We start from the raw sequence: 13,677 nt of genomic DNA, 5'->3' as shown, positions 1-13,677 counted from the left end.
ATCACCTCGTTGTCCACGTCGACTTCGACGGGCCTCTCGTCGGCGAATAGCTCGATCACGTCGTTGTCCACCTCGACTTCGACGGGCTTGTCGTCGGCAAACAGCTCGATCACCTCGTTGTCCACGTCGACTTCGACGGGCCTCTCGTCGGCGAATAGCTCGATCACGTCGTTGTCCACCTCGACCTCGACCGGTCTGTCGTCGGCGAATAGCTCGATCACGTCGCTCTCCACGTCGACCTCGACCGGTCTGTCATCGGCCAACAGCTCGATCACGTCGCTGTCCACCTCGACGTCGACGGGTCTGTCGTCCGCGAATAGCTCGATCACGTCGTTGTCCACCTCGACCTCGACAGGCCTCTCGTCGGCCAACAGCTCGATCACGTCACTGTCCACGTCGACTTCGACGGGTCTGTCGTCCGCGAATAGCTCGATCACGTCGCTGTCGACTTCGACCTCGACCGGTCTGTCGTCGGCGAATAGCTCGATCACGTCGTTGTCCACGTCGACGTCGACGGGCTTGTCGTCGGCAAACAGCTCGATCACGTCACTGTCGACTTCGACGTCGACCGGCCTCTCGTCGGCCAACAGCTCGATCACGTCGCTGTCGACTTCGACGTCGACCGGCCTCTCGTCGGCCAACAGCTCGATCACGTCGCTGTCGACTTCGACCTCGACCGGCCTCTCGTCGGCGAATAGCTCGATCACGTCGCTGTCGACTTCGACCTCGACCGGCCTCTCGTCGGCCAACAGCTCGATCACGTCGCTGTCGACCTCGACCTCGACCGGCCTCTCGTCGGCGAATAGCTCGATCACCTCGTTGTCCACGTCGACCTCGACCGGCCTCTCGTCAGCGAATAGCTCGATCACGTCGCTGTCGACTTCGACCTCGACCGGCCTCTCGTCGGCCAACAGCTCGATCACCTCGTTGTCCACCTCGACCTCGACCGGCCTCTCGTCGGCCAACAGCTCGATCACGTCGCTGTCGACTTCGACCTCGACCGGTCTGTCCTCGGCTAACAGTTCGATCACGTCGCTGTCGACCTCGACCTCGACGGGCCTGTCCTCGGCCAACAGCTCGATCACGTCACTGTCCACCTCGACCTCGACCGGCATCAACTCGCTGTCCACGGGCCTGAGCTCGACCAACAGCTCGGTGTCGTCGCTGTCGACTTCCACGTCGACGGGCCTGTCGTCGGCGAACAGCTCCATCACATCGCTGTCGACTTCCACGTCGACCGGCCTGTCGTCGGCCAACAGCTCGATCACATCGCTGTCGACCTCGACCTCGACCGGCATCAACTCGCTGTCGACCAGCCTGAGCTCGACCGACAGCACGATCCTGTCGCTGTCCACGTCGACGTCGACCGGCATCGGCTCGCTGTCCACCGGCCTGAGCACCACCAACAGCTCGGTGGCGTCGCTGTCCACGTCGACCTCAACCGCGATCAACGCTGCGAAGACGCACTACTACAGCGTCAACGACAACGGCACGCAGCAAAGCAACTACGCCAACGACGGCGCAACCGGCACCAACGCCCTCGCCGCCGGCGTCAACGCCAGCGCGGCGGGCGCAAGCAGCGTCGCAGTCGGCGACGGCTCGAACGCGCAGTCGGCAGGCGCGGTCGCGATCGGCCAGAACGCATCGGCAACGGGCGGCAAGGCCGTGTCGATCGGCTCCGGCAACACCGCGAGCGGCGACGGCGCGGTCGCGATCGGCAACGCGAACACCGCAAACGGCGCCAGCGCACTCGCACTCGGCAGCTCGAACCAGGCCACCGCGGACAACACGATCGCGCTGGGCAGCCAGTCCACGGCCAGCGCCACCGGCGCACAGGCCTACGGCTCGGCTGCCAAGGCCACGGCCGCCGACGCACTCGCCTTCGGCACGAACGCGCAAGCCAACGTCGCCAACTCGATCGCGCTCGGTGCGAACTCGGTCACGAGTGCCGCGAACCCGACGTCGAGCGCCACGATCGGCGGCGCCACGTACTTCTTCGCGGGCAGCTCGCCGGTCGGCGTGGTGAGCGTCGGCGCGCAGGGCCAGGAACGCCAGATCACGAACGTCGCCGCCGGCCGGATCTCGGCCAGCAGCACGGACGCGATCAACGGCAGCCAGCTCAACGCGACGAACCAGGCGATCACGAACCTGTCCACGTCGACCGCGTCGAACATCTCGTCGCTGTCGACCGGCATCAACTCGCTGTCCACCGGACTGAGCACCACGAACAGCTCGGTGACGTCGCTGTCCACGTCGACCTCGACCGCGATCAGCTCGCTGTCGACGGGCCTCAGCTCGACGAACAGCAACGTGTCGTCGCTGTCCACGTCGACGTCGACCGGCATCGGTTCGCTGTCCACCGGACTGAGCTCGACGAACAGCACGGTCGCCTCGCTGTCGACCGGCGTGACGAACATCAACAACACGCTGAACCAGCTGTCGACGACGCTCAACAACAACACGACGCGCGCGATCAATACCAACGGCGTCGCCGCCGACATGAACGGTACCGGCAGCGATCACCCGACCGTCACCGCCGGCTCGAACTCGGTGGCGATCGGCGCGAATTCGACGGACGGCGGCCGCCAGAACGTCGTCTCGGTCGGCAGCGACACGCAGCAGCGCCAGATCGTGAACGTCGCACCGGGTACGCAAGGCACCGACGCGGTGAACGTGAACCAGCTGACGCAGGTGCAGACGACGCTGTCGACGGCACTGTCGGGCCAGCAGGCGCAGATCAACTCGCTGGGTTCGCAACTGCAGCAGACCGACCAGATGGCGAAGCAGGGTATCGCGGCCGTCGGCGCGATGGCGTCGATCCCGCAGCTCGATCGCGACGCCAACTTCGGGATGGGTGTCGGCACGTCGACCTTCCTCGGCCAGAAGGCGATGGCGGTCAACATGCAGGCCCGCATCACGGAGAACCTGAAGGCGTCGATCAACGGCGGCTTCAGCGGCGGTCAGAAGGTGATCGGCGCCGGCATGCTGTACCAGTGGAAGTAATGCGTCGCGCCGCCAGGCCGGCCGGCTCGCCAGCCGGCCGGCCCGCGGCGGCCCCGACGGCAGGACGAGCCGGCCGCGCAGCCCGCGGCCGGCTTCTGTCAACCCAAGCTTTGAGGACGTAACCGTGAACAAACTCGCTCTTGCGCTCGCGCTTTCCGCAATGGCCCTCGCCGCGTGCTCGACCGCATCCGGCCCGACCTTCAGCGCCTCCGAACTGCAGCCGCGCGACGGCGTGCGCACGTTCCAGGTGGACTGCCACGGCCTGCTGTCCGGCCCGCAGACCTGCATGAAGGCTGCCCGCAAGATCTGCGGCGACCAGCCGGTGCGCACCGTCGACTCGGCCCGCGCGCTGCGCGACAAATCCGATCCCGCGACGCTGGTCTTCCAGTGCGGCGCCGCGCCGGCCGAAGCGGCCTCGGCCGCCGAGCCGGCGCCGGCGCCTGCCACCGTCGAACACGTGAACCTGTCGGGCGACGCGCTGTTCGCGACCGACCACGCGACGCTCGCACCGACCGCACGCGAATCGCTCGACCGGCTGTTGAGCGAGCGCGCGGACCGCACGTACTCGCAGGTGACGATCACCGGCTTTACGGATACGGTGGGCAGCGACGACTACAACCTCGCACTGTCGAAGCGCCGTGCCGAATCCGTCGCCGCCTATCTGAAGGCGCACGGGCTGAAGGCCGACACGCTGACGGTCACGGGCCGCGGCAAGGCCGATCCGGTCGCGTCCAACGCAACGCCCGAAGGCCGCGCCAGCAACCGCCGCGTCGAAATCACGCTGCAGCACTGAGCGGACGACCGCCGCGCGCGGCGGCCGATCCGGCAGGCCGCCAGCGCCGCGCCGGACATCCGCCGATCAACGCGCGCGTCGCTGCGCCGGCGCCCCGTTTCCGCTGGCCGCCGGCTATGTCAAAGTTCGTCACGTGCCTCCACAAACCGGCGATTTCCGTGCCACAATCGCCGCAGACAGTCGCCGGGGCAGCCTGCCCGAATCGCACGCCGTGCCAGGCGTGCCCGGCGACACGCCGGAACCCGGCTGCCGCCCCCGCGAACCACGTCGCCCGATTCGCGTGCCGCGGCGCACCGGCGCGAATGCAACCATGACAATCCACGGCGCGCCGCTTCCGGGCCAGACGCTCGACGCCATGCCCGGACGCACGACGCCGCAGAGGAAACCAACCGGTGACGGACATCAATGAAGCCGCCGCGGGCGGCACCCGCAAGCAACGGCCGGCAGTCGGCATCTCGCTGTTTGCGCGGGACGGCCAGGCGATCTGGGAAAACGGCATTCACCAGAACATCGCGTTCCTCGCGATGATGCTCAAGCGCTCGGATCGCGTCGGCCCCGTCTATTTCCTGAACGGCGGCGACGCCAACGCACTGCCGGCCGGCCTCGAACTCGATGGCCTCGACATCCCGCTCGTGAATCCCGCCGACGTCACGCACGAACTCGACGTCGTAATCGAAATGGGCGCGCAGCTGCCGGTCGAATGGCTCAGGCACATGAAGGCGCTCGGCAAGAAAATCGCCGCGTTCTTCTGCGGGCACGTGTATGCCGGCCTGTGCGAAACCCCGATCTTCGAAAAACCGTCGGGGCACATCTTCAACGGTGCACCGTTCGACGAAGTGTGGCTGCTGCCGCAATACGACAAGACCGCGGCGCCGATGCTGCAGACCATCCTGCGCGCGCCGGTGCACCTGATGCCGCATATCTGGTCGCCGTACTTCCTCGATCGCCGCGTCGCCGCGCTGGCGAGCGAAGGCGTAACGTTCGGCTATCGGCCCGGCCACCGCCCGTGGCGCCTGGCGATGCTCGAGCCGAACATCTCGGTCGTCAAGTCCTGCCACTACCCGATGCTCGCGTGCGACGAGTTCTATCGCGCGCGGCCGGACGCGGTGCAACACATGTTCGTCGTCAACGCGATGCACATGAAGGAGCATCCGACCTTCGTGCACTTCGCGAACAGCCTCGATCTCGTGCGCCAGCACAAGGCGACCTTCGAACCGCGCATCGACCTGCCGGGCTTCATGGCGCACCATGCGGATGCGGTCGTGTCGCACCACTGGGAAAACGGGCAGAACTACCTGTATTACGACGTGCTGCACGGCGGCTATCCGCTGCTCCACAACTCGACGCTGCTCGGCGACGCCGGCTATTACTACCCGGACTTCGACTCGGCCGCGGGCGGCCGCGCGCTGCTCGACGCGTGGCTGCATCACGACGAACGCCTCGACGACTACCGCGCGAAAGCCAACCGGCTGCTGCAGTCGGTCTCGATCGACAACCCCGCGAACCTGGACGCGTTCGTCTCGCGTCTGGTCGCCTGAACCGGAGCATACGCATGTCGGACTCCAATGCCCGTCAAGCGCCCGGCGAGGGCAAGCGTCTCGTCGTCGGCGTATCGCTGTTCGTGCGCGGCGCCGGCCAGTCGCTGTGGGAAAACGGCATCTTCCAGAACTGCCTGCTGCTGATCCTCTTGCTGCGCCAGTCGCCGCTCGTCGCGGAAGCCGTGATGGTGAACGGCGGCGAACAGGTCGCCGATCCGCAGATGATGCTCGGCGAATGGGACGTGCCGCTGCTGTCGATGGACGAAGCGCTGCAACGCTGCGACGTGCTGATCGAAATGAGCGCGCAGTTCGGTGCGGACTACCTGCGTGCGTTCCGCGAGCGCGGCGGCAAGGTCGTCACGATGCGGGTCGGCAACGACTACGTGATCGACATCGAACGCGCGATGTTCAACAAGCCGTCGGGCTTCCTGTTCTCGGGCGCGCCGTACGACGCGGTATGGACGATTCCCGAATTCGAGCGCTCGTGCCTGCACTATTACCAGACGGGCCTGCGCGCGCCGGTCACGATCGTCCCGCACATCTGGCACCCGATGCTGTTCGACAAGGCGCGCGCGACGCTCGGCGCCGGTTTGTCGTACGGCTATCAGCCCGGCAAGCCGCGCTGGCGCGTGACGATGTTCGAGCCGAACATCTGCATGGTGAAGACGAGCATCATCCCGATGCTGGTCACGGAAGAGGCATACCGCGCCGATCCGAAATTCCTTGAATTCGTGCGCGTATGCAACACGATCCACATCAAGGAGCACGCAACCTTCGTCCACTTCGCGAAGAGCCTCGACATCGTGAACCACGGCATCACGACGTTCGAAAGCCGCTATGCGGTGTACGAGTTCATGGCCGCGTACGGCGATGCGGTGGTGTCGCACACGTGGGAAAACGCGCAGAACTACCTGTATTACGAGCTGCTGTACGGCGACTATCCGCTGATCCACAACTCGCCGTTCCTCGGCAAGGCCGGGTATTTCTATCCGGACTTCGACTGCCAGGCCGGCGGCCGCGCGCTGCTGCAGGCATTCGCCGAACACGACGCGAACCTGGAAGCGTACCGCGAGCAGTCGAAGCACGTGCTCGACTCGGTCAGCATCTATAACCCCGAGAACGTCGCCGCCTATACGGACGCGATCGCCACCCTCTATCGCGACGCGTGACGCGCCGCCCTTTCCGGATCCCGACATGAATGCACGCACGCCCCTCACCCGCGCCAAATGGATGATCGGCTGCGCGGTCGCTTCGATCGCGATCGGCGCGCACGCGCAATCGGCCGGCGAATCGGCCGACTCGCTGCTCCGCGATTCGGACGCAGTGTTCAAGCAGCTCGACGCCGGCCAGTACGGCGCGGTGTGGAGCGATGCCGCCGCATTCGTGAAGGCGCGCATCAAGCAGGACCAGTTCGCGGCCGACATGCAGCAAGCCCGCCAGTCGGTCGGTGCGGTCAGCCATCGCGGCTGGGCGCAGATCACGCGCATCCGCTATACGAATGCATCGACGACGCCCGACGGGCTCTACGCGAACGTCGACTATGCAACCACGCTGACGAACGGCGCGACCGTGTTCGAGAAGCTGAGCTTTCGCCTCGACGACGACGGCCGCTGGCATCTGACGGGCTACGTGCCGCGCCAGTCGCAAGGCGCCGTGCAGTAAGCCGCGCCCCGCCCGCCTCACGGAGCTGCCATGAAACTCAATGTCGCGATAACGATGAACGTGCAGCGCGACGCGACGCAGTCGATCTGGTACAACGGCGCGAACCAGCATTGCGTGTACCTGTACATGCTGCTGAAGCAGTCGCCGCTGATCGACGAGGTCTGGCTCGCGCACGACGACGGCATCACCGACTATCCGCAGGCGCTGATGATGGACGCGTTCGGCGCCGCGCTGCGGCCGCTGTCGTCGATCGTCCACCAGACCGACCTGCTGATCGAGATGAACGCGTTCATCGACCCGTCGCACACGGACGTCGTGCGCCGGCGCGGCGGCAAGTGCGTGTCGTACCGCTTCGGCAACGACTACGTGATCGCGGTCGAGACGATCAACTTCGAGAAGAACGACTGGCGGCCGAACCCGCACCGCGTGCAGTTCGACGAGATCTGGACCAACCCGCAGCACATGCATACGTGCGCGGCGTATTTCCAGGCCGTGTATCGCGCGCCGGTGATCGAACTGCCGCACATCTGGTCGCCGTATTTCATCGAGCGCAGCCTCGACGCCGACCCCGAGCTGAAGGCCCGCTTCGGCTACCGGAACCACGGCCCGGCAAAGCGCATCGCGTTCTTCGAACCGAACCTGAATGTCGTGAAGAGTTCGATCGTGCCGATGCTCGCCGCGAACGCGTGCTACGTCGAGCATCCGGAACTCGTCGAGCACGTGTACATGACCAACACGTTCGACAAGAAGGAAAACGTCGCCTTCAAGCATCTCGCGCTCGGGCTCGAGATGGTGCGCGACGGCAAGGCGACGGCCGACGTGCGCGCGCCGTTCGTCGCGTGGGCCGCGCATCACACCGACATCGTCGTGTCGCATCACTGGGAAAACGGCCTCAACTACCTGCTGTACGACGCGCTGTACGGCAACTACCCGCTCGTGCACAACTCGCCGTTCCTGCGCGACGTCGGCTACTACTATCCGGACTTCGAGATCTTCGACGCGGCGCGCGCGATCGCGACCGCCGCGCAAACGCACGACGCGCGGCTCGACGACTATGCGGCGGCCGCCCGCCGCTGCCTGCACCAGGTCGACACGCTCGCCGAACACAACGTCCGCGCGTATTCCGCGCAGATCCAGCAGCTGTTCGCCGGCCGCGCACTCGGCTGACCTCCTTCGCACGCGTCCCGCCCATGAATCAGACCGTCCGCAATTTCGTCGTGATCGATTCGATCCACGGCCCGTTCGTCATCAACCGGCACTGCGCACTGCAGGCCGAGGCGCTGATCAAGACCGGCCGGCCGCATATCCAGGCCGAGCTCGACACGATCCTGCAGGTGATCGACCAGTTGCCGGACGGCGCGATCGCGGTGGACGGCGGCGCGAACGCAGGGCTCGTGTGCGTGCCGATCGCGCACCGGCTGCGCGCGCGCAGCGGCCGTGTGTACGCGTTCGAGCCGCAGCGCACGCTGTTCCATGCGCTCGGCGGCACCATCGCGCTCAACGAGCTCGACAACCTCCATCTGCTGAACATGGGGCTCGCCAGCGCCAACGGCACGATGAAGGTGCCCGACATCGACTATGGGCAGGATGCCGATTTCGGTTCGGTATCGCTCGTCGACGGCCAAGCGGCGGGCGGCACGCCGACGCCGGTCGCCAGGCTCGATTCGCTCGGCCTGCCGCGGCTGGATTTCCTGAAGCTCGACATCGAAGGGATGGAGATCGACGCGCTGCGCGGCGCGCGCCGATTGATCGAGACGCATCTGCCGTGGTGCTGGATCGAATACTGGAAAGTCGGCGAAGCGCCGATCATCGATACATTCGCCGGCCTCGACTACACGTTCTACCGGATCGACGGGCTGAACATGCTCTGCGTGCCGAACCCGCGCTGGGACCGGCAGCGGCTGTTCATCTCGGGCGAGCCGCTCGCCACCGCATCGACGGCCGAAAGCAACGCGAATCATGCGACCGCCGGCACAGTGGACGCCGACGCGCCCGAAACGAACTGGAATCGCGCGCTCGACCACGAATCGCGCTGCGAGTGGGGTCATGCGATCGACCGCTGGCAACGCGCGCGCGGCCGCGGGCTCGACGACGATGCGATCGCGCTGCAGCTCGCGTCGTGCTACGGCTTCGCCGGCGCGCCCGACGCCGGGCTCGCGGCGCTCGACCGCTTCGGCGATCCGGCCGCGCTGCCCGACGCAACGCGCGGACGCATCGAACTGGCGCGCTCGGCGCTGCTGCTGCGCGCCGGCCGGCGCGACGAGGCCGCCCGCGCCACCGTCGCCAGCGAAAACGTGCTGACGGCCGCGCAGTTCGGACTGCCGACCGAGCGGCTCTACCAGGGCCAGCCGCTGCACGGCAAGCGGCTGCTCGTGGTCAGCTACGGCGGCGCCGGCGACCAGCTCCAGTACGCACGCTACCTGCACGCGCTGGACGCGCTCGGCTGCGCGGGCGTGACCGTCGTCGTCCCCGATGCGCTGACGGGCCTGCTGCGCCATACGTTCCCGCGCATCGAATTCATCGGCGTGCACGGCGCATGGGCCGATACGTCGCAGATCGCGCACGACTACTGGTGTTCGTTCCTGATGCTCGCCGCCCTGTTCGGCTACGCGCCGGCGCCGGAAGGCGCACCGGCCGCCTACCTGTCGTGCCCGCCCGCGCACGCGGCCGCATGGCGCGAGCGCGTGTCGCGCGATGGCCACGCGCCCGGCACGCGCCGCATCGGGCTCAACTGGCGCGGCCGCGACGAAAGCGACGCGCGCTTCCATCGCGCGGCGAGCCTGCGTGATTTCGCACCGCTTGCACGGATGCAGGGCTACGCCACGTACTGCATCAACCGCGACCTGTCCGCGCAGTCCGAGCAATCGGACCTGCCGGTCACGTTCCCGCATCACGCGATCGGCGATTTCAGCGATCTCGCGGCGCTGATGCTCGCGATGGATGCCGTCGTGACCACCTGCACCGCGCACATCCACCTCGCCGGCGCGCTCGGTGTGCCGGCCGTGCTGCTGCTCAGCCCGAAAGCCGATGCGCGCTGGGAGACCGGCTCGCGCACCGCGCTCTACCCGGGCATCCGGATCGTGCGCGCGACGCACGTCGGGCAATGGGACGACGCGATCGACCGCGCGATGGCGCTGGTGCTCGGCGGTTTCGGGAGGGATTGATCGATTTGCGGTGCGTCCGGGAGGCCGGGCCGCTACGCCCGCGCGATGTCGAAACCGCGTGCCGGCCCGCACGCGCACCGGATGCGCCCGGGCCTGCTCACGCCAATGACGGCACCTTCTGGTGGCCAGCCTCACGAATGATTTTGTCGAAACAGGGGATCGCGCCCTACACCAGCACCCGAGCGCCGCTTTGCGCGGCGAATGCGCGGCCATGCCGCCGCCCCGTGCGTGCGAGCATGGCGAAGCAACGGGCCGCCAGCCGGCTTGCGCCGCCGGATTGCTTCACGAGGCTGTCGGACACGCCGCGCGCGATCGCCGAATCGTCGCCGCACGCGCCCGCGATGACGCCCGCGTAATAGTGCTGCGCCGCCAGCTCGCGGCTGTTGGCGTTGAGCGGCGTCATCCGCTGAATACGGCGCGCGACGGCCTTCAGGCCGTCGAGATACGGCGTGACGTCGATCGGCACATCGGTCGATTCGGCGCCCAGTTGCCACAGCATGTCGGCCAGCTCGGCGAGCGCGACCAGGTCGCGCGCATCGGTCGCCTGCGTGCTCGTTCCGCCTCCAGTCTTCGTCTCCGCCATGCCCACGCCCCTTTGCGATTCATCCCGGCCACGCGCCGGCCCCGCCCGACTCCGGCGCGCATCACGCACGCCGCCCGCCTGTTCCCGCGCCGTCACGCGGCGGCCGGCGGCCGCCATGTAAAACGGATGCCCTGCGCCCATGCGACGCCGGCATCCACGATGATCTGCCGGTCGATCTCGTTCTCCACGCCTTCGACGACGACGTGCCGCGCGCCTTCATGCGCGAACGCGATCAGCCTGCGGAACTGGTAGCGTCCGATCGCATTGCGCTTGATCATCGACAGGACCGACCGGTCGAGCTTCACGATGTCGGGATTGCCGACCACCAGATTGTTCAACGCGCTGAAGCCGACGCCGAAATCGTCGATCGCGATCCGGCATCCGGCTTGCCGGAAGCGGTTCACGAACGACCGGCCCGCGACGGGATTCAGCGGCCCCGTCTCCGTGATCTCGACCACCAGACGCGCCGCGACCGACGGTTCGCGCTCGAGCCGCCTGAAAATCGCCAGCCACGCATCGTCGACGACCGCGCTCGCCGCCGCGACGTTGCACCCGTAGACGGCGCCCGGATCGGCGCGCAGCCCGTCGATCGTCCGGCTCACCACGAGCCGGTCGAACCAGCGCATCAGCCCGAGCGCCTCGAGGCGCGGCAGGAACGCGACCGGCGGCAGCACGTCGCGCTCGCCCCAACGCAACCGCGCCAGGCATTCCTGATACAGCACGCCGCCCGACAGGTCGGATCGGCACACCGGCTCGTGCGCGAACCCGAGCCGGCTTTCCACGAAACTGCGTACCGACGCGAGGTCGGGATGATCGTCAGGGGCGCCGAACACGAGATCGATTTCGTCACGATTCGCTTCCCGATTCGCCTCCAGGCGAGCTTCGACCGCATTCATCCGGCGCTCCGGCAAATGGCGAGCCGCCGAAGACGGCTCGACCTCAACAAACATGCGGAGCGAACCGACCATGACGCGCTCCGCCGCCTACCCGGCCCATCCTGTTATGTCGATCTTTTCCGGGAGCGTACTTATCGCTTCGGCGCGCCGTCAAATTCGATATTTTCAACGATATTCAATTACTGGGAATACACCATGTACGCACGACACCGACAGTGCGACAGGTTACACAACGCGAATGACGGAAACACAATCCGGAAATCGCTCATCTTTTTTGCTCAAACAACTTTATCCGAATCGATTTTCCGCGATATGTCAGCTTCTAAAATCGAAAATCCTTCAATTGATCAGATAAATACCGACCCGTGATGCACCGCCCGCATTCGATGCCAAGCCACGCCGCCGTGACCGGCTGCCCGGACCATCACTCGCTGAAAACCTGCCGCCGCGAGTCATTCGATCATCGCAGCATTCAATTTCCCGCCTCAAACGAAATTATTGAATTTCAAAACGGAATCGAACCGCCTTGAATCGATAATATCAAGTTTAATTATATGATGATTGCCGATCGAAACAAATTTAACAATCTTTCCGACTTGTTAACCTATAAACTTGTTTTCGACGGACTTCCCTCGGAGCCGTCAAATTCGTGCCTTCAAAAAACCGTCGACCCGAACGGGTTCGACGGTTTCTTTTTTAACGGCATCAATTCATCAGACATTAGGGTGGGACAACCCCGATGGCGGCCCGCGGCGCAACGGGCAAGCGCCTCGAAAAATCGGGCGTTATGCGGCCGTCGCACCGATCAGGTTCGCGAGCAGCGCATCGTATTCGGCGACTAGCGCGGGATTCGCCGACGTATAGCGGCTGAGGATGTCGCGCTGGCGTCGCGTGTACGCTTCCCAGTCGTCGTCATGCGTATGCAGCGCGCGCAGCAGCGCATCGGCACCCTGCTGCACGTCGTTGTCCGGATAGTAATAGCCGAGATCGGGCGCGAGGCTCGCGTTGTGCACGAGCGGATAGCCCTGCCAGCACACGTCGAAATAGAAATAGTTGAGCGGGTTCGACCATTGATGCGACACGACGATATCGGTCAGGTCGGCCAGGAACAGCGGCGTATCGAAGCGCCCGACGAAGCTCGCCTTGCCCGCGCGCACGATGTCCAGGTAGTTCATCAGCATCACGAACTCGGGGCTGTCGTGCGCGAGGCGATCGGCGTTCGTCACGTGCGTGAAGCAGATCGCATCGGGGTCGCGGCGATACGTTTCGTCGATGATCAGCATCGGATACACGCAGAACTTCACGACGTTGTGGTTCGGCTCCATTACCGTCAGTCGCTTGCCGGGCTCGCTGCGCGGCCGGTATTCGCCGTGCTCCGGCAGCGATTGCGCGCGCGCACTCAGGAACATCGGATCCCACACGAACGGCACGACGCGCCCCGGGCAGCGGCGCAGCGACTGCAGGAACGGCAGCGACGACGGCGCGATCTGCGGAATCGCCCACACCTCGTCGTAGCCGCGGTTGATGAACAGCGTGTCCCACAGCCGGCGGCCGAACAGCATCGACTCCATCGCGTTGATGTACTCGACGCCACAGCAATAGCTGACGAGCTTCGCGCCGCGCGCTTTCAGGTAGGCCGTCTGCTCGGCGTCGATCTGCCCGCCGAGCTCGATCACCACGTCGAGCGAATCCTTCATGTCGGCGAACGCGCGCGTGTCGTACACGGCGCGATCCCACGGCAGCGCGTCGGTGAGCGGCACGTCGGTCGTGTTGACCAGCGTCACGCGATAGCCGTACGGCGAAGCCATCAGCAGCTTCGCGAGAAACAGCGCGTTCTGCTTGATGCCGTTGATCCACAGGCTTTCGTCGGGGGCACGCAATCCGATCGTGATACCGATGCGCAGGCCGTTCAGGACAGGAGACGTCATCGTCGGCGGGATGGGAGGTTGGATGGGAATGGAATGAACGCAGTGTAGCGCGCGAAGCGCCGCCCGCGTCAAGCGGCGGCGGCGATCCGGCATTCTAGCGAACCACTGGC

General features: G+C 66.0%; 11 protein-coding genes. 8 read left to right on the top strand and 3 right to left on the bottom strand.

Features of this window, described 5'->3' with window-relative positions; genetic code table 11:
• From KVT39_RS22190 to KVT39_RS22160, 7 genes are all read left to right on the top strand, one after another.
• A partial coding sequence (locus KVT39_RS22190) for a YadA family autotransporter adhesin (RefSeq protein WP_254640604.1) occupies positions 1-3,003 on the top strand: 3,003 nt, incomplete at its 5' end.
• A gap of 124 nt (positions 3,004-3,127) precedes the next feature.
• Entirely contained in the window at positions 3,128-3,796 is a 669-nt protein-coding gene (locus KVT39_RS22185; protein ID WP_034180846.1) for an OmpA family protein, read from the top strand.
• 392 nt (positions 3,797-4,188) lie between these two features.
• A complete protein-coding gene (locus KVT39_RS22180; RefSeq protein WP_217590207.1) occupies positions 4,189-5,334 on the top strand; it encodes a DUF2827 domain-containing protein in 1,146 nt (381 codons plus the stop codon).
• A 14-nt stretch (positions 5,335-5,348) separates the two neighbouring features.
• Positions 5,349-6,503, top strand: coding sequence for a DUF2827 domain-containing protein (locus KVT39_RS22175; RefSeq protein ID WP_217590206.1), 1,155 nt, complete (start codon positions 5,349-5,351; stop codon positions 6,501-6,503).
• A 25-nt stretch (positions 6,504-6,528) separates the two neighbouring features.
• Positions 6,529-6,996, top strand: coding sequence for a DUF4019 domain-containing protein (locus KVT39_RS22170; protein WP_217590205.1), 468 nt, complete (start codon positions 6,529-6,531; stop codon positions 6,994-6,996).
• A 30-nt stretch (positions 6,997-7,026) separates the two neighbouring features.
• On the top strand, positions 7,027-8,163 hold the full coding sequence (locus KVT39_RS22165) for a DUF2827 family protein (RefSeq protein ID WP_105390266.1): 1,137 nt from the start codon (positions 7,027-7,029) through the stop codon (positions 8,161-8,163).
• Positions 8,164-8,186: 23 nt separating this feature from the next.
• A complete protein-coding gene (locus KVT39_RS22160) occupies positions 8,187-10,160 on the top strand; it encodes an FkbM family methyltransferase (RefSeq protein WP_217590204.1) in 1,974 nt (657 codons plus the stop codon).
• A gap of 166 nt (positions 10,161-10,326) precedes the next feature.
• On the opposite strand, the gene KVT39_RS22155 is transcribed toward KVT39_RS22160, so the two are convergent.
• Both KVT39_RS22155 and KVT39_RS22150 read right to left on the bottom strand, forming a co-directional pair.
• A complete protein-coding gene (locus tag KVT39_RS22155; protein ID WP_034180852.1) occupies positions 10,327-10,743 on the bottom strand; it encodes a hypothetical protein in 417 nt (138 codons plus the stop codon).
• 92 nt (positions 10,744-10,835) lie between these two features.
• Positions 10,836-11,639 carry an EAL domain-containing protein gene (locus tag KVT39_RS22150; RefSeq protein WP_034180853.1) on the bottom strand — a complete coding sequence of 268 codons (804 nt, stop codon included), beginning with the start codon at positions 11,637-11,639 and terminating at the stop codon, positions 10,836-10,838.
• On the opposite strand from KVT39_RS22150, the gene KVT39_RS22145 reads away from it, so the two are divergent.
• The gene (locus KVT39_RS22145; RefSeq protein WP_200882401.1) at positions 11,553-12,008 is read left to right on the top strand and encodes a hypothetical protein; all 456 of its coding nucleotides are present in this window, start codon (positions 11,553-11,555) and stop codon (positions 12,006-12,008) included. The genes KVT39_RS22150 and KVT39_RS22145 overlap by 87 nt on opposite strands.
• Before the next feature lie 416 nt (positions 12,009-12,424).
• Here the strand turns inward: KVT39_RS22145 and KVT39_RS22140 are convergent, their stop codons facing one another.
• Positions 12,425-13,567: a DUF2827 domain-containing protein gene (locus tag KVT39_RS22140; RefSeq protein ID WP_217590203.1), complete on the bottom strand. Its 1,143-nt coding sequence runs from the start codon at positions 13,565-13,567 to the stop codon at positions 12,425-12,427.
• Positions 13,568-13,677 lie beyond the last annotated feature (110 nt).

The sequence above is a fragment of the Burkholderia sp. GbtcB21 genome (assembly GCF_019091065.1).
Lineage (GTDB): Bacteria > Pseudomonadota > Gammaproteobacteria > Burkholderiales > Burkholderiaceae > Burkholderia > Burkholderia pyrrocinia_C.
This window is presented reverse-complemented; position numbering and strand designations above follow the sequence as displayed.